Annotated in this window: 26 protein-coding genes; 1 reads left to right on the top strand and 25 read right to left on the bottom strand. The window is 54.2% G+C overall.

What is annotated here, in order from left to right; all coding sequences use genetic code 11:
- Nucleotides 1–53 precede the first annotated feature (53 nt).
- From pnp to rimP, 11 genes are all read right to left on the bottom strand, one after another.
- The gene (pnp, locus tag J3482_RS11150) at nt 54–2,174 is read right to left on the bottom strand and encodes a polyribonucleotide nucleotidyltransferase (RefSeq protein WP_146821789.1); all 2,121 of its coding nucleotides are present in this window, start codon (nt 2,172–2,174) and stop codon (nt 54–56) included.
- 161 nt (nt 2,175–2,335) lie between these two features.
- The gene (rpsO, locus tag J3482_RS11145; RefSeq protein ID WP_021296420.1) at nt 2,336–2,602 is read right to left on the bottom strand and encodes a 30S ribosomal protein S15; all 267 of its coding nucleotides are present in this window, start codon (nt 2,600–2,602) and stop codon (nt 2,336–2,338) included.
- A 150-nt stretch (nt 2,603–2,752) separates the two neighbouring features.
- Nucleotides 2,753–3,703, bottom strand: a complete 951-nt coding sequence (locus J3482_RS11140; protein ID WP_146821788.1) for a bifunctional riboflavin kinase/FAD synthetase — start codon at nt 3,701–3,703, stop codon at nt 2,753–2,755.
- 2 nt (nt 3,704–3,705) lie between these two features.
- The gene (gene truB / locus J3482_RS11135) at nt 3,706–4,641 is read right to left on the bottom strand and encodes a tRNA pseudouridine(55) synthase TruB (protein ID WP_223204008.1); all 936 of its coding nucleotides are present in this window, start codon (nt 4,639–4,641) and stop codon (nt 3,706–3,708) included.
- Nucleotides 4,638–5,645, bottom strand: coding sequence for a DHH family phosphoesterase (locus tag J3482_RS11130; protein WP_146821787.1), 1,008 nt, complete (start codon nt 5,643–5,645; stop codon nt 4,638–4,640). The genes truB and J3482_RS11130 overlap by 4 nt, the downstream gene beginning before the upstream one ends.
- Nucleotides 5,646–5,660: 15 nt before the next feature.
- A complete protein-coding gene (gene rbfA / locus J3482_RS11125) occupies nt 5,661–6,026 on the bottom strand; it encodes a 30S ribosome-binding factor RbfA (RefSeq protein WP_021296424.1) in 366 nt (121 codons plus the stop codon).
- Nucleotides 6,027–6,109: 83 nt separating this feature from the next.
- Nucleotides 6,110–8,770 (bottom strand): translation initiation factor IF-2, encoded by a 2,661-nt coding sequence (infB, locus tag J3482_RS11120; protein WP_328702693.1) that lies wholly within the window; start codon nt 8,768–8,770, stop codon nt 6,110–6,112.
- A gap of 19 nt (nt 8,771–8,789) precedes the next feature.
- On the bottom strand, nt 8,790–9,128 hold the full coding sequence (locus J3482_RS11115) for a L7Ae/L30e/S12e/Gadd45 family ribosomal protein (RefSeq protein ID WP_031218593.1): 339 nt from the start codon (nt 9,126–9,128) through the stop codon (nt 8,790–8,792).
- 11 nt (nt 9,129–9,139) lie between these two features.
- The gene (gene rnpM / locus J3482_RS11110) at nt 9,140–9,421 is read right to left on the bottom strand and encodes an RNase P modulator RnpM (RefSeq protein WP_021296427.1); all 282 of its coding nucleotides are present in this window, start codon (nt 9,419–9,421) and stop codon (nt 9,140–9,142) included.
- Nucleotides 9,422–9,460: 39 nt separating this feature from the next.
- Entirely contained in the window at nt 9,461–10,585 is a 1,125-nt protein-coding gene (gene nusA / locus J3482_RS11105) for a transcription termination factor NusA (protein ID WP_146821786.1), read from the bottom strand.
- A 104-nt stretch (nt 10,586–10,689) separates the two neighbouring features.
- Nucleotides 10,690–11,163 carry a ribosome maturation factor RimP gene (rimP, locus tag J3482_RS11100; RefSeq protein WP_146821785.1) on the bottom strand — a complete coding sequence of 158 codons (474 nt, stop codon included), beginning with the start codon at nt 11,161–11,163 and terminating at the stop codon, nt 10,690–10,692.
- A 267-nt stretch (nt 11,164–11,430) separates the two neighbouring features.
- On the opposite strand from rimP, the gene typA reads away from it, so the two are divergent.
- Nucleotides 11,431–13,263 carry a translational GTPase TypA gene (gene typA / locus J3482_RS11095; protein ID WP_223204007.1) on the top strand — a complete coding sequence of 611 codons (1,833 nt, stop codon included), beginning with the start codon at nt 11,431–11,433 and terminating at the stop codon, nt 13,261–13,263.
- Between the two features lie 98 nt (nt 13,264–13,361).
- On the opposite strand, the gene J3482_RS11090 is transcribed toward typA, so the two are convergent.
- The 14 genes from J3482_RS11090 to J3482_RS11025 all read right to left on the bottom strand — a co-directional run bounded on the left by J3482_RS11090 (nt 13,362) and on the right by J3482_RS11025 (nt 26,006).
- The gene (locus tag J3482_RS11090; RefSeq protein WP_146821784.1) at nt 13,362–14,327 is read right to left on the bottom strand and encodes a prephenate dehydratase; all 966 of its coding nucleotides are present in this window, start codon (nt 14,325–14,327) and stop codon (nt 13,362–13,364) included.
- Between the two features lie 232 nt (nt 14,328–14,559).
- A complete protein-coding gene (locus tag J3482_RS11085; protein ID WP_146821783.1) occupies nt 14,560–15,831 on the bottom strand; it encodes a M50 family metallopeptidase in 1,272 nt (423 codons plus the stop codon).
- 83 nt (nt 15,832–15,914) lie between these two features.
- The gene (locus J3482_RS11080) at nt 15,915–17,069 is read right to left on the bottom strand and encodes a 1-deoxy-D-xylulose-5-phosphate reductoisomerase (RefSeq protein WP_146821782.1); all 1,155 of its coding nucleotides are present in this window, start codon (nt 17,067–17,069) and stop codon (nt 15,915–15,917) included.
- A gap of 56 nt (nt 17,070–17,125) precedes the next feature.
- Entirely contained in the window at nt 17,126–17,923 is a 798-nt protein-coding gene (locus J3482_RS11075) for a phosphatidate cytidylyltransferase (RefSeq protein ID WP_146821781.1), read from the bottom strand.
- Between the two features lie 7 nt (nt 17,924–17,930).
- Complete coding sequence (gene uppS / locus J3482_RS11070; protein ID WP_188332125.1) at nt 17,931–18,704, bottom strand: undecaprenyl pyrophosphate synthase; 774 nt, start codon at nt 18,702–18,704, stop codon at nt 17,931–17,933.
- A gap of 23 nt (nt 18,705–18,727) precedes the next feature.
- Nucleotides 18,728–19,285 carry a ribosome recycling factor gene (frr, locus tag J3482_RS11065; RefSeq protein WP_021296436.1) on the bottom strand — a complete coding sequence of 186 codons (558 nt, stop codon included), beginning with the start codon at nt 19,283–19,285 and terminating at the stop codon, nt 18,728–18,730.
- A complete protein-coding gene (gene pyrH / locus J3482_RS11060) occupies nt 19,278–20,012 on the bottom strand; it encodes a UMP kinase (RefSeq protein WP_021296437.1) in 735 nt (244 codons plus the stop codon). Before pyrH ends, frr begins: the two co-directional genes overlap by 8 nt.
- 76 nt (nt 20,013–20,088) lie before the next feature.
- A complete protein-coding gene (gene tsf, locus J3482_RS11055; protein ID WP_021296438.1) occupies nt 20,089–20,742 on the bottom strand; it encodes a translation elongation factor Ts in 654 nt (217 codons plus the stop codon).
- Between the two features lie 109 nt (nt 20,743–20,851).
- Nucleotides 20,852–21,565 (bottom strand): 30S ribosomal protein S2, encoded by a 714-nt coding sequence (rpsB, locus tag J3482_RS11050; protein ID WP_021296439.1) that lies wholly within the window; start codon nt 21,563–21,565, stop codon nt 20,852–20,854.
- A gap of 166 nt (nt 21,566–21,731) precedes the next feature.
- Nucleotides 21,732–22,364, bottom strand: coding sequence for a hypothetical protein (locus J3482_RS11045; RefSeq protein ID WP_021296440.1), 633 nt, complete (start codon nt 22,362–22,364; stop codon nt 21,732–21,734).
- Between the two features lie 20 nt (nt 22,365–22,384).
- Nucleotides 22,385–22,873 (bottom strand): chemotaxis protein CheD, encoded by a 489-nt coding sequence (locus J3482_RS11040; RefSeq protein WP_021296441.1) that lies wholly within the window; start codon nt 22,871–22,873, stop codon nt 22,385–22,387.
- Complete coding sequence (locus tag J3482_RS11035) at nt 22,866–23,486, bottom strand: chemotaxis protein CheC (protein ID WP_021296442.1); 621 nt, start codon at nt 23,484–23,486, stop codon at nt 22,866–22,868. Before J3482_RS11035 ends, J3482_RS11040 begins: the two co-directional genes overlap by 8 nt.
- Nucleotides 23,483–23,956 (bottom strand): chemotaxis protein CheW, encoded by a 474-nt coding sequence (locus tag J3482_RS11030; protein ID WP_021296443.1) that lies wholly within the window; start codon nt 23,954–23,956, stop codon nt 23,483–23,485. Before J3482_RS11030 ends, J3482_RS11035 begins: the two co-directional genes overlap by 4 nt.
- A 16-nt stretch (nt 23,957–23,972) precedes the next feature.
- Entirely contained in the window at nt 23,973–26,006 is a 2,034-nt protein-coding gene (locus tag J3482_RS11025) for a chemotaxis protein CheA (protein ID WP_206922414.1), read from the bottom strand.
- Between the last annotated feature and the right edge of the window lie 8 nt (nt 26,007–26,014).

The raw sequence follows: 26,014 nt of genomic DNA, 5'->3' as shown, positions 1-26,014 counted from the left end.
TCGTACGACAATGGCTCCACCAAACATCCGAGCGACCGTTCGGTGACCAGTGATTATTCGCGAACAGTTGCCTTGGGCGCGTCTGCCGTTGCAGGCGCAGTGTCCTTAATAGCCTCTTTCCGCGAAAGGTTAATCCGACCCTGATTGTCAATCTCGGTGACCTTTACGGGAATCTCATCGCCGACGGCACAAATATCTTCAACCTTCGCCACACGGTTGACGTCCAGTTGCGAAATATGAACCAGGCCTTCCTTGCCTGGCAGTACTTCCACAAACGCACCATACTTCTCAACACGTGTGACTTTACCGTTGTAGACCTTGCCCACTTCGACTTCGCGCACAATGTTGGCAATCATCTCTTTCGCCTTGTTCGCCCGCTCCACTTCCGAACTGTGGATAAAGACGCGACCATCCTGTTCGATGTCGATTTTGACACCCGTCTCTTCGATGATCTTATTGATGACGCGGCCACCAGGTCCGATTACATCGCGAATTTTGTCAGGGTTTATCTGAACGGTAATTACGCGCGGCGCATACTTCGACAGGTCCTCGCGCGGCGACGAAATCGCCTCCATCATCTTACCAAGGATGAACAAACGACCTTCATGCGCCTGCGACAATGCGCGTTCGAGAATGTCGCGATCAATTCCCTTGATTTTAATATCCATTTGCAGTGCGGTGACACCATTTTCGGTACCTGCAACTTTGAAGTCCATATCGCCAAGGTGATCTTCAAGCCCCTGAATATCGGACAGAATCGCAACCTTGTCATCTTCCTTGACAAGACCCATGGCAATTCCCGCCACCGGTGCCTTAATCGGAACACCCGCATCCATCAATGCCATTGTGCTGCCGCAAATACTCGCTTGTGAGGTTGATCCGTTCGACTCAAGAATCTCAGAAACCACGCGAATCGCGTACGGAAACTCCTCAGGCGATGGAATCACAGGATCGAGTGCGCGTTCACCCAATGCCCCGTGTCCGATATCGCGACGGCTCGGCGCACGCAAAGGACGGGCTTCACCGACGCTAAACGGCGGGAAGTTATAGTGGTGCATATAACGGTTTGACGCCTCGATTTCAAGGCCATCCAACATCTGCTCATCGCCCATCGCGCCAAGCGTACAAACTGACAACGCTTGTGTCTGGCCGCGGGTGAACAAGCCTGATCCGTGCGTGCGAGGCAAAACGCCCACCTCACAGGAAATGGGGCGAATCTCCGTCAGTTTTCGACCATCTGGACGGATGCCTTCATTCAAAATCGCACTACGAACTTCCTCTTTCAAGATATCGTGCAGAACTTCTGCAATGTCGTTCTCCATCTCGGGAAACTGTTCCGCAAAATGTTCCTGGACTTCCTCATTCACTTCGGAGATAGCCGCCTCTCGCGCAAGCTTGTCCGGGTTGCGAACCGCCACGCGAATACGGTCGGTCGCATAGCTGCGCACCGCTTCATTGAGGGATTCCTCTACGCGGTGAAGCACCACTTCGCGCTTCGCGGTTCCTACCTTGTCCGCGAATATTTCAATTTCGCGGCAGATCTCCTGAATTGCGCGGTGCCCGAACAGTACAGCCTCAAGCACGGTCGCTTCAGGAATTTCGTTCGCACCCGCCTCAACCATGACAATGGCATCTTTCGTTCCAGCGACAACCAAGTGCATATCGCTGCGCGCGGCTTGCTCCACCGTCGGATTGAGCACAAATTCACCATCGACCAAGCCGACAATCACGCCACCAATCGGTCCGTCAAATGGGATATCGGAAGCAGTCAACGACGCGGAAGTTCCAATCATCGCCGCGATTTCCGGCGCACAGTCCTGGTCAACCGACATGACAATATCGACGACCTGCACATCGTTGCGAAACCCTTCGGGGAATAGCGGGCGGATAGGTCGGTCAATCAGCCGGGACGCCAGGATTGCCTTTTCGCTCGGCCTACCTTCACGTTTGATAAAGCCACCTGGGATTTTGCCCACCGCGTACAGTCGTTCCTCGTAGTTCACGGTCAACGGAAAAAAGTCCAAATCCTTGGGTTCTTTTGAAGCGGTGACTGTGCATAGAATCACCGTATCTCCATATCTCACGTGTACTGCAGAGGTCGCTTGTTTTGCCAATTTCCCCGTTTCCAGGGTTAGTTTTCGTCCACCAATTTCAAATTCGTGCCGTACTACCATGCGGTCACTCCTACCTCCTCACCGTCCAAGCGGTGCATCCGTCATTTCAATTCATATGTAATACCATAGCCCTGTACACGCCAGATTGATACGGTGACATGTACAGGAGCGGATGTGAACTACCTTTCGTATGTAAAAGAAGCGGGCCGAAGCCCGCTCTCTTACCTGCGAAGTCCCAGAGACTGAATCAATTCGCGATAACGATTGACATCCTTCTTGCGAAGGTAGTTCAACAAGTTTCTGCGACGGCCGATCATCTTGTACAACCCACGACGGGAGTGATGATCTTTCTTGTGTGTGCGGAAGTGTTCCGTCAAATACGAAATACGCTCCGACAAAATCGCAATTTGAACCTCTGGAGACCCTGTATCCGTCTCGTGTACTTGGTACTTCTCGACGATTGCGCGCTTTGACTCGTTCGTCAACATAAATATTTCCTCCTAAATCTGCTCAATCCCTGCAACGAAGAAGTGGTCGGGAGGTCACGTCCAAATCCGCGTAGCAGTTCATTCGTGTGTTCACACGAATGATAGCATACCATATCAAATTCAATCAACGCTAGAGCTTCTCTCTACCAATCAGCGCGATGCGGGCGGCAAGCCGAGCATCTCACGAGCCGTATCGCAATCCGCCTGAATTTGCTGTTTCAATTCATCCAAACCGGAAAACTTCCGTTCATCCCGAATTCGGCGGAGAAAAGACACTCTACAGGTTTCCCCATACAAATCGCCATTAAACCCCAACAAGTGGACCTCTATCCGAAAATCCTGTCCCGAAACCGTCGGTCGAAATCCTGCGTTAAGCACACCAAACCAATGCTCATGCCCGGTCGGACGGGAAATTTCCACAGTGACAGCGTAGACGCCGGATTTTGGCGGAACGTATTCCGCCGTCCCACCCAAATTTGCCGTAGGAAAACCAATTTGCCTTCCCCGAGCATCTCCGTGAACGACCGTGCCAGTCATGGTGTACGGGCGCCCGAGCAACGCCTCCACCGCTTCAACCCTGCCCTCACCTAAGTGGTGACGGATGTGGGAACTGCTTACCTTCGCCCCATTTTCCTCAACAGCATCGACGACGGTAACGCCGATGCCAATATCCGAAGCAAAAGTTCGCAAAGCGTCGACATCTCCCTTACCGCCACGCCCAAATCGAAAATCGCGTCCCACGACAATCTGTTTTAGGTGCAGCCGTGCGAGATGTGACTTGACGAATTCCTCAGCTTCCGTGGAAGCAAACGCAGTGTCAAAGCGCACAATATATAGCGCATCTACCCCATACTCGGCCAGAATCCGAACTTTCTCCTGACGCGGTGTGAGCGACTTCAGATACCGTTCATCCCCGGTCAACACGTAACTTGGGTGGGGTTCAAAGCACAGGACGGCGAACTGTGTTCCAGGCTCCAGATAATGTCGAGCTTGCTCCAAAATCGCCTGGTGACCCACATGGATCCCGTCGAACTTGCCGATGGCGAGCACCTGCGGCACTGGACTGGTTTCTGGCAGTCCTGCCACCTCATACACCTGCACGCTTATCCCCTCTTCCAGAACACTTTCTTTGGTTGTAGCACAAGTGTCCCGCGCAACTTCTCAACCTGCGCAACCAAGGCCAAACGACTTTCGTACGTCACCATCACCATCTCGTCGAGCCAGAGCGAAGCATCTTCCAAATGCATATCGCGCACCGGAACGCGCTGCCCATTCGTCAAGCGCTCCAACACTGTCCTTGAGACCGGAATCTTGTGGTACTCCGATAAAAGCGATAGCGGTTCGAGAAAGAATGTTTCGGGACATGCACTGTCCAAGAAATGTTCAAGCGACACAGCCGAGCGCACGTTGGCACTGCCTGCCGCTTCTCGACGAAGCGACCCCATATGCGCCGGCACGTAGACCTTTGCCCCCAAATCGCGACACAAAGCGCGAATATAGGTGCCTTTCGAGCACGTCACGGAAAATGACGCGCGTGCCACTTCGCCCTCAAATTGCAGTGGCCCGACCTCAAACACATCGATATGTACAGTCCTTTTTGGCATATCGACGGCTTCTCCCGCACGCGCGAGTTCATATGCCCGCTTGCCACCAATATGCACTGCAGAATACGCGGGCACGACCTGTTCAATCGACCCTGTCAAGTCCTTGACCGCAGCCTGCACCGCATCGTCGGTCAATCCATTGGCACTCGCTGACGCAATCACAGTTCCCGTTGCGTCATCCGTATCCGTAGCACAGCCGAACACGACTTCCCCCGTATACGACTTGGTCGATGCCACCAAATACTCCAGCACACGCGTCGCATCATCGACACAAAGGACGAGCAGGCCACTCGCATCTGGATCTAATGTCCCTGCGTGACCTACTCGTTTTGTTCGCAATTTGCGCCTAACCTTTTGCACCACATCGTGCGAGGTCAGACCAATCGGTTTGTCGATGAGCAATACGCCTCCATTACTCAATTGCTCATCACTCAATTGCTCATCGCCTCCAACACAGATGCAACCACAGCTTCTATCTGTTGACGTGCCGCCGCGAGCGGTCCATCCAGGACGCACCCAGCGGCACGCGCATGTCCGCCGCCGCCAAACTGTTGCGCAATCGCAGCGACGTCCACACGCCGTTTTGACCGCAAACTCGCCTTAATCCTGCCGTCAGGTCGTTCACGAAGCAGCACGCCTACTTCAACCGTCTCAATCGAACGGGCAAAACCAACGAGTCCCTCAACGTCGTCCTCCGTCGCCCCAGCTTCCTCAAGCATCTCACGATTGACCGAAATGAACGCATATCGGCCGTCGCGCGCGATAAACATATCGCGCAACGCCAACTGCAGCAATTTCATTTGCGATGTCGATCTCGCCTCCAACGCTGGCTCAGCAATATCATACGGCTGAACGCCGCACTCCAGTAACTCTGCGGCAATCTGATGCACGGCACGCGTGGTATTGGGATAGCTAAACCCGCCTGTATCGGTCAAAATCCCAGTGTACAGACAGGTCGCCAAGTCGACATCAAGAGGAATAGACAGAAAAAGCGCCACGTGATACACCAATTCGCAAGTCGCCGCAGCTTCTGCATCGACACACGCAGCCGCCCCATAACGCGGATTCGTCTGATGATGGTCGATATTAATGACACGCGCATCTGTCGCCATCGCCCGCGATACCGCCGCAAATCGTCCTTCATCGGCGCAATCGACCGCCACGACATCGTGATACCGCCCGACATCCGCGTCGTCTACGCGACGAATCCGGTCGTACAGTGGAAGAAACTGAAACCTATCGGGCAACTTCTCATCCACTAAAACGGTCCATTCCTTACCAAGCGCTGTCAAAATATGTGCCATGGCAAGGGCACTGCCGAGCGCGTCCCCGTCCGGCCGCTCATGGGTCACAATCAACCACGACTCAGCCGTTTTCAACGCCCGGCTAACGCGCTCAATGGCATCAATATCGCGTGGGACAGGTTGCCACTGTGCCATCCCGTCGCCCCCGTTTCACTCGCCCGCTGAAGGCGACTCACTCGTACGAATCGTCTTGAGAACATGCTCGATACGCGCGCTGTACTCCCCAGACTCATCCAACCGGAACGCCAGTTCCGGTGCCACGCGCATATGCAGTCGGCGCGCGACTTCACCACGAATAAAGCCCGCCGCCTTGGTCAGTGCCGAGATGGTCGCAGAGCGCTCCTCTTCACTGCCCAACACGCTGACATACACCTTGGCGTGCTGCAAATCACCGGAAACTTCCACGCGCGTGATGGTCGCAAACCCGACACGAGGATCCTTGACGCTGGTGCGAACGATATCCGCGAGTTCCTTTTTCATCTGCTCTGAAACTTTTTGCACCCGTATCCGAGACATCTGTACACCCTCCGTCCTGACTGCACTAGAGGTCGCTGAAACAACGTGGCACGAGCCCCGCTGTTTCAGCACACAAACACGAATTAATCCCGCTTGACGGCCTCCATGACAAACGCCTCAATCACGTCGCCATTCTTGATGTCGTTGAATCGCTCCAACGTGACACCACATTCGAAGCCGGTTTGTACCTCGCGTGCGTCGTCTTTAAATCGCTTCAACGAGTCCAGTTTGCCCTCGTACACGACAATTCCGTCACGAATCAAGCGCGCTTCTGCATCGCGGGACAATTTACCGTCCGTGACATAACAACCCGCTACCGTGCCAATCCGCGAAATCGTAAAGGTTTCACGAACTTCGGCATGCCCCAGCACAACTTCTTTGTACTCAGGTTCCAGCATGCCCTTCATCGCGGATTCAAGCTCACTAATCACGTTATAAATGACGCGATACAAGCGGATGTCCACTTTTTCGGCTTCCGCCATGCGCGCAGCGTTGACGTCTGGCCGAACGTGGAAACCGATAATAATGGCGTTCGACGCAGCTGCCAGCGAAACGTCAGACTCTGTAATCGCACCAGCGCCTCGGTGAATCACTTTGACGCGCACACCGGAGACGTCGATTTTTTCAATCGACTGCACGAGCGCCTCGACGGAGCCTTGAACGTCCGCTTTGACAATCACGTTCAATTCCGCGACTTTACCTTCTTGAATCTGCTTATACAAATCGTCCAGCGTCACTTTGGACGTCGTCTGCATTTGTTCCTGTTTCTCACGACTCATGCGCTTTTCAACCAAGTTGCGGGCACCGCGCTCGTCGTCGTACACGACAAACTGATCCCCAGCACTCGGCACACCGTTGAGCCCCTGAATTTCGACCGGCATCGACGGACCTGCTTGCTTCAAACGCCGGCCCATGTCGTTGACCATGGCGCGAACGCGGCCATACGTCGTACCCGCGACGACAATGTCTCCGACCTTCAATGTGCCGTTCTGAACAAGCACCGTCGCAACCGAACCGCGGCCTTTATCCAGCTTAGCCTCAATGACTGTTCCGCGCGGGCGGCCATTCGGATTCGCCTTCAGTTCTTGCACATCCGCCACCAACAGCACCATTTCCAGCAGCTCATCGAGACCTTCTTTCTTAAGCGCGGAAATTGGAGCAAAAATGGTGTCGCCACCCCATGCTTCCGGTACGAGGCCGTATTGCGTCAATTCTTGTTGTACCCTATCCGGATTCGCATCTGGCTTATCAATTTTGTTGACCGCCACGATAATGGGCACATTCGCCGCCTTCGCGTGGTTAATGGCCTCAATTGTTTGCGGCATGACACCGTCATCCGCCGCCACGACGAGAATGGTCAAGTCCGTGACTTGCGCACCACGTGCGCGCATCGTCGTGAACGCCTCGTGACCCGGCGTGTCAAGGAACGTAATCGGTCGACCATTGACCTCGACCTGGTACGCACCGATGTGCTGCGTGATACCGCCAGATTCCGTCGCCGTCACCTTGCTCTCGCGAATCGCGTCAAGCAAAGTGGTCTTGCCGTGATCGACGTGACCCATAATCGTCACCACTGGCGGACGGGGCTTCAAGTTTGCTGGGTCTTCTTCCTCCATCAGCATATCCAACGCTTCCTCGTCGACCGGCTCCACGACATTCAGCGTAACGCCATACTCACTCGCAATCAATTCCATGGCATCCGTATCAATTTCCTGGTTAATGGTCGCCATAATACCAAGCAACAGCAACTTCTTAATGACGTCGGCAGGTTCGCGCTGCAACGCCTTCGCGAAATCGCCCACAGTCATCGGCCCATCCACCGTGACCTCCGTCGGCAATGCGGGTGCCTGTCGGCCACCATTTCGGCGTTTCGACCGTTGCAATTTCTGTTCGTTAAACTCTTCGTGACGCGCGAAGGATTGTTTGTCGCGACCCTTTTCCTTCTCCTTGCGCAAACTTCCCGGAGCCGCTGGCTTCTGTTGTGCTGGTGCTATACCGCCTGCAGCAGGACGGTTCCCAGCTGGCCGGCCACCGCCAAATCCTCCGCGATTGCCGTCGCGGCTCGGACCCCCAGAACGTCCGCCGCCACCACCAAAACCACTTCGATTGCCGTCGCGATTCATGCCGCCTGGTCTACCTCCACCATTGCTGGAGGCGGGGCGACCATCGCGACCGCCCGCTCCGCGGGGCCCACGAGAAGAGAAGTTCCCTTGCTCCCTGTCCTGACGGGGGCGCCCTTGGCCATCACCCTGGCTAGGACGATCCGTGCCCTGTGCTCGTCCGGCACCTACACGCGTATCGTCATTGCGACGTTGTTCCCCGTAAGAAGGCCGCCCACCGGCATGCGCGTCGTTACTGCGCGGACGGTACTGACCGTTATCGCGCCCGTCCCGACGCGAATCGTCTTGGCGGTCACCCTCTCGACTCGTCGGTCTCGCGGTTTGGCCAGTTTGATCAGCCATCACCCGATTGCGTTCCAAGGAAGCGCCCTGGTTTTCGTCGCCCGTGCCCGAAGTCTTACGGGCTGCATTATCGTCTGTTCGTTGATGATTATCCTGTCGTCGCTGCTGTCGCTCGCGCAATTCTTTTTCCACCTCATGCGCATGCCGCTCAGCCGCGCGTTTCTTAACATCTGAAAAGAAGTTTTCCACCTTACCAATCGTCGCCTCATCCATGACACTCATGTGATTGGCGACCGGAATATCCAAACGAGTCAATATCGTCAATATCTCTTTGCTCGACATGTTCAACCGTTTGGCATATTCATACACTCGAACTTTTGTCAATCGCTCCACCTCCGTGTAGTTCACCGAATCGTTCCAGCAGCTTTTTCGCAAACCCGGCGTCGATAATCGCCACCGCGGCTGCTGTATCACGTCCGACAGCCCTACCCAACGTTACTTTGTTGGCAAATGTCACAACCGGAACACCGTACGTATTCGCCTTGTCGTGTAACTTTTTACGCCCATTGGCGCCGGCGTCCTCCGTGACCACGACAAGTTTCGCCTGGCCCGAAGTCACCGCAGAAAGGATTCTGTCCTGCCCGTCGACAATCGCTCCAGCGCGGCGAGCTAGCCCCAGAAGGCCCAAAATTTTATCCATCAGCGAGCCACTCACGACGGCTTCACCGCCTGCTGCAATTGCTGTGACAGTTGGGTATACACAACGTCAGGAATGCTTATCTTGAGCGCGCGTTCCAACGACTTGCGCTTCTGGGCTGCCAACAAGCACGCCTCGTTCGGGCACAAATAGGCGCCACGGCCATTTCGTTTACCAGTCGGGTCTATTAGCACCTCGTCTTCAGGCGTATGCACAACGCGGATAAGTTCGCGCTTAGGCTTCATCTCTTGGCACCCAACACATTTTCGCAACGGCACTTTTCGAACGGTCGTCATGTACTCCCCTCCCTTCACAATCACGGCGTGCGCCAAGCATCACGGTTCCGTCAGCCAGTCATCCGACAATTGCCCAATTTCATCCTCATCTTCGTCAGAAGCGCCGTCGAAATCACCAAACAAACCATTTTCCGAAGCCTGCGTCTCATTTTTGATGTCAATTTTCCAACCCGTTAACCGGGCGGCCAATCGCGCGTTCTGCCCTTCCTTGCCAATCGCCAAAGACAACTGGTAATCCGGCACAATGGTTCGGGCCACCTTCTCCTCTTCGTCAATCTGGACGTCGAGTACCTTAGCAGGAGACAGTGCATTCGCGACGAAGGTGGCTGGGTCTTCACTCCACTCGACGATGTCGACTTTTTCCCCATTCAGCTCCGTCACCACAGACTGTACCCGCACACCGCGCGTCCCGACACAGGCGCCAATGGGATCAACCTCCGGATTTCTCGAGTGGACGGCGATTTTCGAGCGATACCCGGCTTCTCGGGAAACCGCCTTAATTTCCACGACACCATCATAAATTTCTGGTACCTCGAGCTCGAAAAGCCGTTTCAACAGACCTGGATGACTGCGCGAAACAACAATTTGCGGTCCTTTCGTGGTCCGCTCCACGCGCGCGATAAACACCTTAATCCGGTCACCCATCTGTAGTTTATCCGTCGGCATCTGTTCCGACTGTGGCAAAATCGCTTCCGTCTCACCTAAGTCAATATACGCGACACGCGGGTCAATCCTCGCCACGATGCCCGTCACGACCTCTTCCTCACGGTCGACAAACTTTCCATAGATGACTGAGCGTTCCGCTTCTCGAATGCGCTGCGTGACCACCTGTTTGGCCGTCTGCGCCGCAATTCGTCCGAAATCCCGCGGCGTAACCTCGATTTCGACGACATCGCCGACCTGGTAGTTCGGATTCATGTCTCGCGCCGCATCTAGAGAAATTTCTAAACGCGTATCTTCCGGCTCCTCAACGACCGTCTTCCGGGCAAACACGCGAACTTCACCATTGTCGCGATGGATGTCGACACGGACGTTCGCAGCCGAATTAAAATTGCGTTTATAACCAGAGATAAGAGCGGCTTCAATCGCTTCTAGGAGTACTTCCTTATCAATCCCTTTTTCCCGCGCCAATTGTTCGAGCGCCTCTAAAAAGTCAACGTTCATGGAAGGGAATCTCCCCCTCTCCGCACCGTATTTTTACAAACTGCACAACGAGTTGATGACATACAATCGATGTCGAAACCGCACGGGGCATGCGCCCACGGACTTTAAAGTTGAACGGCAAGGCGCGCCTGCGCAATCTTCTCAGTCGGGATAACAACCTCTTTCGTCCGCGTTTTGATGCGGACTTCCAAGGTTAACTGCGTCTCCTCATAACTGCGCAAAAAACCCTCAAACACCTTTTGTCCGTCAAGCGGTTCGTACAGCGAAATGTGTACGTATTCGCCGACCGCCCGCACAAAATCCGCAGGTTTTTTTAGCGGACGTTCCGCGCCGGGAGACGACACCTCAAGGAAGTACGCGGTCGGAATCGGGTCCACGATGTCTAGCTGTTCAGACAGCTGCTCGCTGACTCGGCTGCAATCGTCGATGTCTACACCTTCCGGTTTGTCGATGAAGACACGAAGATACCAATTGGCACCTTCTTTTTTGTACTCCACATCAACTAGCTCAACGTGCTGTGCTTCTGCAATTGGCTGCGCCAATCGCTCCACAATGTCTGTCACACGTTCTTTGGCCACACGTCATCCTCCTTGTGCTTTCGCCACCCGTACGCCGAAAAGTGCCAAGCATAAATCAAAGAGTGGGAAATTGCCCCACTCTTGTCCGTACACGGTATACGAAGCCTAACGTCAATATTATATCATCGACAGAAAACGCCTGCAAATACTCCTTTGATTGTCAACTGCGTCGCTTCGTGCTATCGTTTTAGCGGCACTCTACATCTAAGATCAGATTATAGCGCATGTTTATGTGCATGTGGCAGTGCCGAACAGAAGGAGGATCCTATGCATACCGAGACAACCCGGATGCGCAATGTCGCCATTGTCGCCCACGTCGACCACGGCAAAACCAGCCTCGTCGACCAATTGCTTCGCCAGTCGGGACTCTTCCGCGACAACGAGCAGGTCAACGAGCGGGCCATGGATTCAAATGACCTGGAGCGCGAGCGCGGCATTACCATTCTCGCGAAAACAACATCAATTCCTTATAAAGATTATCGCATCAACCTGGTCGACACGCCAGGCCACGCCGACTTTTCCGGCGAGGTCGAACGCATCGTCAAGATGGTCGACGGCGTGCTTCTCGTCGTGGATGCATTTGAAGGCGTCATGCCGCAGACTCGCTTCGTGCTCGAAAAAGCGCTCGGCGCCGGTCTCGTCCCTGTCGTCGTCGTCAACAAGATGGACCGGCCCAACGCCCGCCCACTCGAAGTCGTCGACGAAGTGTTGGATTTATTGATTGACCTCGGGGCCAACGAGGAACAACTGGAATTCCCAGTCGTCTACACTTCAGCCATCCAAGGCACAGCCACGAACGACCCGGCTGTTCCAGGCGAAAATATGGTTCCGCTCTTCGAAGCCATTATCGACCATATTCCGGAACCCGATGTCAACCCGGCAGGACCCCTTCAATGGCAAGTCACAATGCTCGACTACAACGACTACCTTGGTCGCATCGGCATTGGCCGCATTGCACGCGGCGTCTTGCGTCAAGGTGAAACCGTCGCCCTGATTCAGCGCGATGGCACCGTCGTGCAACGGCGCATCGTGAAACTATTCGCACACCAAGGGCTGCGCCGCATCGAAGTGGAGCGCGCAAGCGCCGGAGATATTGTCGCTGTTGCCGGCATTCCCGAAATTATGGTGGGTGAAACGGTCGCCGACATAAACGTCCCCGAGGCGCTGCCGCTGCTGCGAATTGACGAGCCGACACTGGAAATGACATTCCGCGTGAACGACAGTCCGTTTGCTGGACAAGATGGCACACACGTCACATCTCGCAAACTACGGGAACGTTTGTTCCAAGAATTGGAATCTGACGTCAGTCTTCGCGTCGAGGAAACAGAAGATGCGGACGTCTTCCTCGTGGCCAGCCGGGGTGAACTTCACCTGTCCATCTTGATTGAGACAATGCGCCGCGAAGGGTACGAACTCGCCGTCTCGCGTCCGCACGTCATCTTGCGCGAAGAAAACGGCCGCAAGCTCGAACCAATTGAAGAATTCGTCGCGGACGTACCATCCGATGCCGTCGGATCTATCATTGAAGCACTTGGGTACCGCAAGGGCGAAATGGTCAACTTGCAACCGAGCGAGCAAGGCGATATGACGCGTCTCGTCTTTCACGTTCCGACGCGCGGCCTCATCGGTTTCCGGACAGAGTTCTTGACGTTGACAAAAGGCTACGGAACGATGCACCACCGCTTCCACGAGTACGGCGAGTGGCGAGGTGCGGTCACAACCAGGCGCCAGGGTGTACTGGTTTCGATGGACACCGGCGATGCGACAGCGTACAGCCTGGGCAACTTGGAAGACCGCGGGACGATGTTTGTCACCCCTGGGACACCCGTCTACGAAGGTATGATTGTCGGAGAACATACGCGTGAAAACGACTTAACGGTCAATGTTACCAAGGCCAAGCACCAATCAAACGTCCGCTCTGCGACGAAAGACGAAACCGTTCGTTTGAAAGCCGCTCGTACGTTGTCATTAGAAGAGTCGATGACGTACATCGAGGACGATGAATTGTGCGAAATCACACCGCACGCCATCCGCCTGCGCAAACGCATCCTGAACAAAAGCGAGCGCGAGCGGGCACAAAAGAAAAAGCGTCAAGACTGATGGAGTAACAGTTCTGGCCCCTACCATCGGCTGCTTCTATAAAGCCAAAAAATACGTCTGTGCGACTTCACTGCACGGACGTATTTTTTCATATAAAACTATTGCACTTGATAGATTGGATAACTGCCTAATTGGACGATGCGCACCCCGTTGTCAGCCAACTGCCTCGTGACCGGACTCAAGAAATTCGTTATCTCCGCGACGTTCGTTTGCGGTGGAAAAGACACATCTAAATAAAACACGTAATTGCCCAACTGATCTCCCACCGGACGCGACTCCACACGCCCCAAATTTAAACCAGCTTGGGCAAAAGGCAAAAGCGCCCCGACAAGGCCACCTGGACAATGCGCAACGCCATGTAGGCACAGCGAGACGACGTACTCGGTGTACGTCCACTCCGGTGCAGGCACCCACTCACCCGGTACTGAGAGCTTCAGAAGGTCGTCTTTCGCCTCCGCGACGCTGCCAACTGGAGCAACCAACGCAAAGCGCGTCGCATTCCCCGGCTGGTCTTCAATAGGGTCATCCGACGCAATCAGGCCGTAGCGCTCGGCCGCGCGGCGACCTGCGATAGCAACAGCCGATGTTTGCGCCATACCATTACGCCCCACCTCTTTTGCGACATATTGAACCGCCTCAGCTGTACTATTCGTCGCAACCGGTAGTGCATTTGGGAACATCTGCGCCAAGTGATGTTGGCACTGCGCAAGCGCCTGTGGATGCGAATAGACTGCAACGACGTCATTGAAAGAAGTGCCAATTGGATAAATGGCGTAGTGGTGAATGGGCAGCGTCAACGCAGCCAAAATTGACAATGATTGCGTCGTCACGCCGTCCGCAACCGATTTCATCAGCGTGTCCCACGTCTGTGCGACTGCACCTTGAATGCTGTTTTCAATCGGAACACAGGCTAGCCCCTCACCCGCCGCCCTCTGTGTCCGGTCAATGACCGTCGGAATGGTTGAGCAAGCGGTAACCGTTGCGCTCGGTAGCATCGCGTCACGAAGTCGCAACGCGGCATCATGGCTATGTGTCCCTTCCGGACCAAGATAAAATAATTCCACAACATATCCTCCCGGCTGATGATGGCCACTTTAGACAGCAGGCCACGTTTTTATGATTATACCGTGGCAAGCTGTAAAAGACGACCAAATTAAAAACGCCCGCCAGACACCCTCATCATCCAATCGGTCGCTTCGCAATGCGAATCCAACCAACCGCTACAGGGTGTCTAGCGAGCGTCAAGGACAAGATTTCACCTTTGGGTATCCCAAGCGAAAACAGTCCCTGTCTCTCTTAAAACAAATGCGTCACATCGCGGTACGTGATGGCCACCGCAAACAACATCAGAATCGCAAAGCCGACAAAGTGGACGAATCCTTCTTTTTGCGGATCGACCTTGCGACCGCGGACGAGCTCGATAATCATAAACAACAATCTACCACCATCAAGCGCCGGAATCGGAATCAAGTTAAACAACCCCAAGTTTAAGCTGAGCACCCCGGCAATCATCACCACATTCCAAAAGCCGACTTTCGCTTGTTGGGTGATGACATCAGCAATTCCCACTGGACCAGACAGGGCGGAAAACTGATGGTGCGAAATCAGTTGACCGTACGCTTGTACCGTGAGCACCGTGTCGCGAGCCATCTGCACAAAACCCGCCGGAACCGCACGCAGCGGATTGTGCGTGACCGCTGACTCAATTCCGATAATCGCGCCACCATTTTCCACCTTCGGCGTGACCTGGACGGTTTCTGGCTGCCCTGCACGCGACACAACGAGTTCAAGCGGCTTAAGCTTCCCATGGTCCGCCGCGTAACTGGACTGGATAGAGGAAGCCACATCATCCCAACTGTGGATAGAATGATGGTTAACCTCCACAATCTGATCTCCCGCTCTTAGCCCCGCAGCTTGCGCAGGCGTACCTGGTTCCACTTGCCCGATGGTCGTCGTCGCGATGCCAATACAAACGTTGACGATAGAAAATAACACGCCCGCCAACAGAAAATTCATCACCGGTCCCGCAAGAATCACCGCAGCCCGCTTCCAGAGGGGTTTTCCGAGCATTTGCTCATGCCGCTCCACCAAGGGAATCGAAGAACGCTTGTTCAACATCACGCGCGCGTACGGTTTTACCTGAAACGTACGAACGCCTTGTGCTGTATCAATCGCCATCTCCATCGCATTGGTTAAATCGACGCGACGAACCGTGCCAACATACCCCTGCTTCAGATCCTTGGGATCTCCCAAACGGATAATCCGCAACTCGTCGTCCAATTCATACGCGACGCGCTGCCCAATCGGAAACCACGTCTCCTGCGGTGCTTCACCAGCCATTTGCACAAATCCACCAAGCGGAAGCAGTCGGATAGAATATTCCGTTCCACCACGGTTCCATTTTACAAGCTTTGGTCCAAAGCCAATGCTAAACACTGGAACCGCAATACCACTCTTCTTGGCCACGTAAAAATGTCCAAACTCGTGCAGTGTCACACAGACAAGAAATACACAGATGATGGCGATGGCCGCCCTCACATAGAACTCCAAATTCGAAATGATAGGCAACTGTACATCCGCCTCTCCTCACGTGGTCTCCGACAAGGTAAAGGTACTTTCTGCACATGCCGCCTCACGCTACTACGTCGTTGTTATGCCCCGTATGCTACACGCCGCGCGTACACCCGCGCCTGCCTATCCGCCGCCAGGACCTCTTCCAACGACTGTGCGGTACCTGGCGCCATCGCCTCCAGTGTCCCTTCCACCAACTCGGGAATTTGGGTAAACGCAATTTTCTCTTGAAGAAACGCTTCCACGGCAACTTCATTCGCAGCGTTCATCACGCACGGCGCGAGGCCACCTGCTCGTCCCGCCTCAATCGCCAGGCGCAACGCCGGGAAACGTTCCATGTCAGGTTCAGCAAACGACAGTTGATTGTACTGTGCGAAGTCGAGTCGCGGCCACGACAATTTTACACGTTCTGGATATGTCAATGCATACTGAATCGGTAAACGCATATCGTGCGTGGCCAACTGTGCCATCACAGATCCGTCCGCATATTCCACCATCGAGTGAACAATACTTTCCGGATGTACGAGCACCTTGATCTTATCATATGGTGCATTGAACAAATGATGCGCTTCGATAACTTCAAGTCCTTTGTTCATCATCGTCGCGGAATCGATGGTGATCTTTTGCCCCATGCTCCAGTTCGGATGACGAAGCGCATCAGCCACCGTCACATGCGCCAATTGCTCCTTCGAGAACGTTCGAAACGGTCCACCCGACGCAGTGAGTATCCACCGTTCCACCTCGTCTGAGCTGCCAGCCAACATACACTGAAACAGCGCACAATGCTCGCTATCGACCGGAATCACTTCGGCACCAGACGCACGGGCGGCTTCCATAATGAAATGCCCCGCCGCCACAAGACACTCCTTGTTGGCCAACGCTAAACGCGCCTTGCGGCGAACTGCCTCCAGTGCCGGACGAATGCCGCGCGCACCCATCACAGCATTGACCACCACGTCTGTCGGATATGCGGCACACGCCGCCAAGCCTTCGTCGCCGACCAAGACTTCCGGCTCAAAAGCACCCGAGAGCTTCAACATCAACTCATCTCGCGCCGCCTCATCAGCAACGCTGACCAATTCTGGCCGGAATCGTTTCACCTGTTCCGCCAAAACCGACATATTTCGACCAGCGACAAGCACGCTGACACGCACTTCGCCCCCCAGGGCGTCGACGACCTCCAGCGTTCGCGTCCCAATCGCCCCTGTCGAACCAAGCACCGCTACGGTTTTCATCTGTCAGGGTCACCTCTCAATTTGGCCTAGAGCGCGCACCACTCCCACTGTATGGCCTAATGGAACCAGCCATGGACGCCGTGCACAATGATCCAAAACGCAAACGGAGAAGCAAACAACAGACTGTCGATCCGGTCGAGCATACCTCCATGTCCTGGAAGCAACTTACCAGAGTCTTTGACGTTTGCCGCCCGTTTATACGCACTTTCAATCAAATCGCCGAATTGACCAAATACGGAAATCACTGCACCAAGCAATGCGTAAATCCACAAAGCGTATGTAGGATAAGCAATCGCACCGAAGATAACGGCGCCTATCGCTCCACCAAAAATTCCACCCACAGAACCACTGATGGTCTTTTTCGGGCTGATTTCTGGCAATAATTTAGGACCTTTGACGAACCTTCCAACGAAATACGCTGCCGTGTCGGTCATCCAAACGGCTATCAACAACAGCCAAAGCCAGAACCAACCCACAGGCATTGCCCGAAGTTCACTTAAAGAATAGCCCCCGACGGCAATATACAACGCGCCAAACGTATGTACGGCCATCGATTGTACATGCACGCGATTCAAACTGAAGACCGGCACCGCAATGACCACCGCGACCACGAGAAAGAGTACAGCCGGCTGATAAAAAAAACGCGGGAACCACTCTATCAAACTGACGAGTAGTACCCCATATAGTGTCAATGGACCAAACCATTTTGCTCTGTGCATGGTGGTAAATTCAACGACGCCAGCTACAGTGGCTAGCCACACCAAAGCCCGCCACGCAGTTGGATTGCCGATGACCAACACCGCCAATACCACGAGTCCCGCCACGGTTGCTGTGATTACGCGTGTCTTAAGCATGCGACACCTACTCTACATCTCCATATCGACGTTTGCGCCCACCGAAATCGAGGATTGCTTGATATAAATCGTCCTTCCGAAAATCCGGCCATAGCACGTCTGTAAACCACAACTCAGCGTAAGCCGCTTGCCAAATCAAGAAATTACTCAAGCGAATCTCACCACTCGTGCGGATGACGAGGTCTAATGGGGGCAACCCAGCCGTGTCCAAATACGACTCGAATCGCTCCTCCGTCAAATCTTCCACGCCAAGGTCGCCTTTCGCCACCGCTTCAGCGAACCGAGACATCGCGGACATCAGTTCGGCACGCCCACCGTAATTCAGGGCAAAGTTCACCGTCATCCCTGTATTTTCAGCCGTTCGTTCCAACGAATTGCGCACCGTCTCCTGCGTGTAAGGAGGGAGGGCAGACGTATCTCCCATAAACCGAACACGCACACCGCGGCTCACCAGTTCGTCGATTTCCGAGCGGAAAAATTGCTCAGGCAAATGCATCAAATACTCGACTTCAGGCATCGGCCGTTTCCAGTTTTCAGTAGAGAAAGCATATAACGTAACACACTCAATCCCAAAATCGTCACATGCACGAATGACCTCGCGCATCGCAATCATTCCCGCTCGATGTCCGGCCATTCTCGGCAGGCCGCGCTTGCGAGCCCACCGTCCATTGCCGTCCATGATAATGCCAACGTGACGAGGCTTGATCTTGAGCGGTGGATGCTCGACTGTCGTTGCACTGGCTCGTTGTCCACGTCCCCAACCTTTGAACAAGTCTCGCATCCTCCTCAGTCGACATGATTCCGTTATACTTGCGTAACGTCTTTCTCCTTATCTTCCAACAAACTGTCAACCTGTGCAATGGATTTATCTGTTACTTGCTGAATTTTATCCATTAGCCGACGTGCCTCATCTTCGGTGATCTCGCCATTTTTCTCCGCTTTCTTCAACTCGTCATTGCCATCGCGGCGAATGTTGCGAATCGACACGCGCGCCTCTTCCGCGAGCTTCCGCACCTGTTTCACCAGTTCCTGGCGGCGTTCCTCCGTCAAAGCCGGAATCACCAATCGAATCACGCTGCCGTCATTGGATGGATTCAAACCGAGATCTGACTTTTGAATCGCTTTCTCGATTTCCCCCAACATAGATTTTTCCCAAGGCGAAATCACGAGTTGTCGAGGTTCTGGCGAGGTCACACTCCCCACCTGATTCACCGGCATTTGAGCCCCGTAATACTCGACCATCACTTTATCCAGCATAGCTGGGGTTGCGCGACCCGCACGCACGGAAGCAAACTCGCGTCGCAAGTTTTGTAACGCCTTTTCCATACGCTCTTGAACGTTCTGAATGACTGCTTCACTCATGGGAAACACCCTTTCCAACAATGGTACCAATCGTTTCGCCCAGTACAGCGCGCCGAATATTCCCTTCCTCACCCAGCGCAAAGACAATCAATGGAATATCGTTGTCCATACACAGAGAGGCAGCGGTCGAATCCATGACGCCAAGCCCCTCATTCAGCACCTGCATGAATCCTATTTCATCATATTTCTTAGCGGATGGATCTTTCTGCGGGTCTGCCGTGTACACGCCATCCACGCCGTTTTTCGCCATTAAAATGACTTCCGCTTCGATTTCCGCTGCGCGCAGTGCAGCAGTGGTATCCGTCGAGAAAAACGGATTGCCTGTACCGCCGGCAAAAATGACCACGCGCCCCTTTTCCAAATGACGAATTGCACGTCGTCGAATATACGGCTCGGCGACCTGTGACATTTCGACGGACGTCTGAACCCGTGTATCAACACCGATTTTCTCCAAGGCATCCTGCAGGGCTAACGCATTCAATACCGTCGCGAGCATCCCCATATAGTCGGCCGTCGCTCGGTCCATGCCGCGTGCACTGCCAGAAATACCCCGCCAGATGTTCCCGGCGCCAACCACAATTGCAATCTGGACATCTAGCAGAGCGACATCCTGGATTTGGCGGGCAATGTCGTCAATGGTGACTGGGTCTATACCGTACCCCGCGTCTCCCGCAAGCGCTTCTCCGCTCAGCTTCAAAATCACACGATGATATTTCGGTGTCGTCAAGGCCTTCCCTCCGTCTCCTGAATCGTAGCGCGAACGCTAGAGGAGGGAACACAAGTGTGTTCCCTCGCCATTCGTATTAACCGCGAACTTGCGCCATCACTTCGTCAACAAAATTGTTTTCGGCCTTTTCAATTCCTTCACCAACCACGTAGCGTGCGAAACGGCGAATCGAAATGTTTTCTCCGATGGTCGCAATTTTTTCGCGCAGTAACGTCTCAACCGTCTTATCCGGATCTTTGACAAATTCCTGCTCCAACAAACAGATATCCTTGAAGAACTTGTCGATGCGGCCTTCGACGATCTTATCGACAATGTGTTCTGGCTTGCCTTCGTTCAAGGTTTGCGCACGCAGAATTTCGCGTTCTTTTTCCACCACGTCCGAAGGAACGTCTTCGCGGCGAACATATTGCGGGCTCGCAGCGGCAATGTGCATCGCGACGTCCTTCACGAACGCGCGAAAATCTTCATTCTTTGCAACGAAGTCCGTCTCACAGTTGACTTCGACGAGAACGCCAATGCGTCCACCTGCGTGGATATAGGCTTCCACCAAACCTTCTGCCGCAACGCGACCAGCCTTTTTCGCCGCAGACGCGAGACCGCGTTCACGAAGGACTTCTGTTGCGCGCTCGATGTCACCCTCCGCCTCGGTCAACGCTTTTTTGCAATCCATCATGCCAGCGCCCGTCTTCTCGCGGAGTTCCTTCACCATTGCTGCCGTAATTTCTGCCATTTGCACACATCCTCCTTATGTAGTCGCATCCAAATCGTCGAATGGGAAACGCAATTTACACAAAAAAGGTGACGAGAGCTTCACGCACCCGCCACCTCCCCATCACAATTTACGCAGTGGTTTCTTCTTCACTTTCGCTTTGACCCTGCGCACCCTCGAGAACGGCGTCGGCCATTTTCCCTGTCAGCAACCGCACAGCGCGAATCGCGTCGTCGTTGCCAGGAATCACATAATCGATTTCGTCTGGGTCACAGTTGGTATCGACAATTGCAACGATAGGAATACCGAGCTTGTGCGCTTCGGCAACCGCAATCCGTTCCTTGCGCGGGTCGATGATGAACATCGCGCCTGGCATCTTGGTCATACCCTTAATGCCGCCAAGGAACTTCTCCAGTCGTTCCATTTCTTTTTTGAGCAGAATAACTTCTTTCTTTGGAAGGACGTCAAACGTGCCGTCTTCCTGCATACGCTCCAACTGTTGCAAGCGGCGAATCCGCTTTTGAATCGTATTGAAGTTCGTGAGCGTACCGCCCAACCAACGTTGATTCACGTAAAACATCCCGGAACGTTCCGCTTCTTCGCGAACAGCTTCCTGAGCCTGTTTCTTCGTACCGACGAAGAGAATCGATTCACCAGACGCTGCCAATTCGCGAACAAAGTTGTATGCTTCCTCAACCTTGCGAACCGTCTTCTGCAGGTCAATAATGTAGATACCGTTGCGCTCCGTAAAGATGTACCGCGCCATCTTTGGGTTCCAGCGACGCGTCTGGTGTCCAAAATGAACACCGGCTTCCAGCAATTGCTTCATCGAGATAATTGCCACAATGTTTCCTCCTTTAAGTTTGGCCTCCGAGCAACTCATTCCATTCACCAACTTGGTATCCCAAGCACCAGGCGAATCGTCATTACTCGTGTGAACTCCACGTTTGTGGGCCATTACACCGCACACTAATATAGCATAAGCTGTTACAACAGGCAACAAATCTCCATCACAAATCTGCAGATGGTCGATTTTGAACCGGGATCGACATAATCTCTCGAACGTAATCCACGGCTTCAGGCTGCACATTCAGCTCTGACGCGATCTCCGCTTCTGAACGACCGGCCTCGAGCATGTCCAAAATGACATAGTATAAGTCGTCGCGCACCCCATCGCCAACCGGCGTGGGCGTTTCTCGAACATCCGCTTGTGCAATCGTTTGTGACGCCTTTGACGACACGGCGCCATCATCTTTGACGCCTACATCATCGGCTGTCGACTGAACGGGTTCTTGGGCGATCGGCCGCGCTGGCGACGTCATGGACAGAAAGGGTTTAAGCAACCGCTCAAGCGACTGCTGCGACGCCTCCAGCTTGTCCAGACGAGCCTCAATCGCCCTGGTTCGCTCATCAAACTCTTGATACATGTCTTTGAGCACTCGAATCGCTTCATCCGTCGCTGGGTCTACTGGCGACGACACGCGCGCCATCGGTTTTGCATTCTGCACCGGCCCCAGTTGCGCGCCAGCGCACAGCCACTTGAAAACGCCAAGAAAACCGCCGTACTTCTTCCAGCCGCCAGAAACGATGTACAATACAAAAATTAGAACAATGCACACGATGGCAAGAATCGCTGTGGTCATGAATTCGTCTCACCTATCCATCAAATTTGACGCTGTTCACCCTTCGCCGTGCGGATAAAAAACACGCGCGACGGCAATTCGAAGCGAACAGTTCTACCATAGTGACCACCGACATCTTGTGCAACCACCGGAATATGTAATTCATGTAGCAATTCCGTTGCCGCCTGCAAATTCCGGTCCCCAATTCGCAGTGCCTCTGTCTGCAGGTTGCGAAACATCTGCGCGCCTCCAGCCAATTTCGCCTTGATATGCGGGCGCTGTGCACCAATGCGCACCAATTCGTCAAACAACCAAGGAATGGCAGTGTCTGCGTATTTTTGCGGATGTATAGGATTCGGTTTCGGCGCAGTCGGCAACATGATGTGAACCATTCCAGCCACGTCTCGTCTGTCGTCGTACAAGACCAACCCGACACAAGACCCCAGGCCAGCAGTCACAATCTGCCCGGGGCCATACAGGACCGCGCCTTCCGCGATACCAATTCGAAGTTGTTGCTCCACTTCACTCATGCAAAGCCGCCCTTCGTAGCACTCGAAGGAGCGTCTGCATGCCTTCCGCATCCGGCAACAAGAAAAAGTGGCCGTGAATCGCAGACTGTCCCTGCGCCAACGTCGAACTAATCAATATCGCCTCGTTGTCCTCGTACCCCGTCAACATCAGACCCACGTCGAGCACCGCAGCAGCCATGTCAATGGCCACGGACGGCACCGATTGGTTCAACTGAATGTTACACAGGTCACTAATGGCCGTCACGTAGGCGCCCGTCAGAATGTTTCCTACTTCAGCTATCGCCGACAAATCGAGGTCGGAGTAGTCCTCCCTCGGCGCCTGTACCGGCAATAACTGATCTAACAGGCGGTCAGCCGTATCCAGCGTGAACAAGACAAACATATTGCCGGAAATCTGGCCATCAATCCGGATGAATACCGCCGCCACAATGGCTTCGGGTCCGCCCACGACATCCACGATGTCGGCAAAAGGGCACACCCGAGCAGCGGTAACAGACATCGTAATGCGGCCTTGTAACAGTACCGACAACGCTGTCGCGGCGTGCCCCGCCCCGATGTTGCCGAACTCACACAGGGCGTCCGCCGTTACCTCATCCAGTTTTAGGCCACTCATCCGCGAACCTGCTTTTCTACCTCGTGAAGTTGCGCCACCTCGACGTCAGAAAGGATACGTTCCAAGTTGAGAACCACCATCAGCCGTTCGCCAACGCGGGCCACGCCATCCAAATAAACCGCCTGTAGTCCACCCACAACCGCAGGTGCCGGTTCAACGGCCGCCTCGTCGATCGAGACCACATCCTCAACCGCATCGACAATCAACCCGACCGTCATCTCGTCGACCTCGACGACGACAATGCGACGAGCGTCATCCCCTACTTCACTCTGACCTCGCAGGCCAACGCGTTCCCGAAGGTCAATCACCGGCGTGACGGTTCCTCGCAAATTCGCCACGCCCTTTATGTAACTCAGCGTACGAGGCACTGGCGAAATATCGAGCATGCGCTCGACAGACATCACTTGCTCCACTCTCGCACCATACAACTCATCGCCAATTCTCATCGTCACACACTGTAATTCGGCCATTTATCCCAACTCCTTTTTAGGCACCCAATTGAAAGACTTGGTGCAAATCGACAATTAATGCGACATGACCATCTCCGAGAATGGTCGCGCCGGAAAACACCTTGACGCCTTCCAGATATTTGCCTAAAGGTTTGTTGACGACTTCCAATTCGTCGATCACGTCATCAACCACCAGCGCCACATAACGCTTCCCCTCTCGGCAAATGACCGTCTGCCAAACGTCTTCCGTCGTCGTCTTCGACGAGAAGAAATACGCGCCCAAATCAATCATTGGCACGACACCTTCGCGAAAATTGACGACCGGCTGTTCGTGCACGAACTCGACATCCTGCGGCGCAATGCGCGCAACTTCTTCAATCCCACTGGTCGGCAACGCAAACAGCTCGTCCCCGACTCGGACTAACATCGCTTGCAGAATGGTCAGCGTCAGCGGCAATTCAATGAGAAATGTACTCCCTTGACCAGGAACCGATTCAATCCGGATAGTGCCGCCCAACGACTCGACTTTGCCGCGAACTGCGTCAAGCCCTACGCCACGACCCGAAATATCCGAAACCGTTGCGGCTGTACTGAAACCTGAGGCAAACAGCAAGTCGTAGACTTGCGCATCGGACATCGCCGGGGCCTTGGCCGGATCGACAATGCCCTTCTTGATAGCTGAAGCGAGTACTTTATCGCGATCGATCCCGCGACCATCGTCACTCACTTCCAAATACACGTGGCCGCCAGAAGCATACGCGGCCAAACGAATGACACCCTTGCGCGGCTTCCCCCGTTGTTCGCGGTCAGCAGGCGACTCCAGGCCGTGATCAGCGGCATTGCGCAACAGGTGAACCAACGCCTCACCCATCTCATCCATAACCGTCCGATCCATTTCGGTCTCAAGTCCCGTCATCTCAAAGTCGAACTCGCGGTCAAGCGTCTTTTGCAAATCCCGCATCATCCGCGGGAAGCGTTGGAACAGCGACTCGACAGGCATCATCCGCATGCTCATGACACCATCCTGCAGCGAATCGGACAACCTAGCAATCTGTTCGCTGACTTCGCGCAGTTCAGGATTTTCACTCGCCCTCGCCAACAACTCCAACCGAGTTCTCGCGATGACCAACTCGCTCAAGACGTTCATAAACTCGTCAATACGACTAACCGGCACGCGCAGCGTCTGTTCACGATGGCGAGGTGCAGCCTGTTTGCCGCCGGACGCAGGTGCGGGTGCAGAGGCAGAGGCAGCAGGCGCTTGTTCAGACGAAGCCTGCTCGACTGGTTTGGCAGCCGACGCTACCGGGGTTGGTGTGGTGGCTTGTGCAGCGGTTTTCAGGTCGGAAAGTTGTACGATGTCAACCTGAGCAACCTCCGCGATGTCGGCCACTGCTGCGCGCAGGGCGTCGAACGTGCCATTGTGCAAAACGACCGCCAATTCTGCGGCGCCAGTGAACGATCCCTCTTCGAGTACCGGAACATCCGGACTGGTCGCGAGACATTCGCCGAACGGTTCAAGTGCCCGCATGACCATCACCATCCGCACACCTCTCATGACACAATCCGCAGTCAGTTCAACGCGGACGACCGCCACCTGGTTCCCTTCAGCTTGCAGGGACTCGAGCATGGCAATCATCTCTGGCGCAAATGAGGCATTTTCCGCGGCAGACGCTACCGCACTCGCCGCGACTTCATTTTGCGCACGGGCCAAAGCGTCCAGCACCGTCTGATGGTCTATCCCCTCTTCGCCCGCACCATTGCGAATCGCTTCGACATGCTCTGTCAATCCGTCAATGGCCTGAAACAGGACATCGACGATAGCACTGTCAAAACGCTCTGGATGCTGGCGAAAATACCCAAGCGCATCTTCCATATGGTGCGTCAAATCGGCCATTTTCTGAAATCCCATGGTCGCACTCATACCCTTGAGCGTGTGCGCCGCGCGAAACATCGCCGCAAACGTGTCATCGTCTGCGCCCTGTTGCTCCAGCACGAGACACAGTTCACTTAAAACATTTAAATTTTCATCTGTCTCTGCTAGAAATGCGTCAAGATAATCCGCCGTGTCCAAATCATCGA

The organism is Alicyclobacillus suci (genome assembly GCF_017329615.1).
Classification (GTDB): domain Bacteria; phylum Bacillota; class Bacilli; order Alicyclobacillales; family Alicyclobacillaceae; genus Alicyclobacillus; species Alicyclobacillus suci.
Note: the sequence above shows the minus strand (reverse complement) of the source record. Positions and strands in the feature narration are given on the sequence as shown.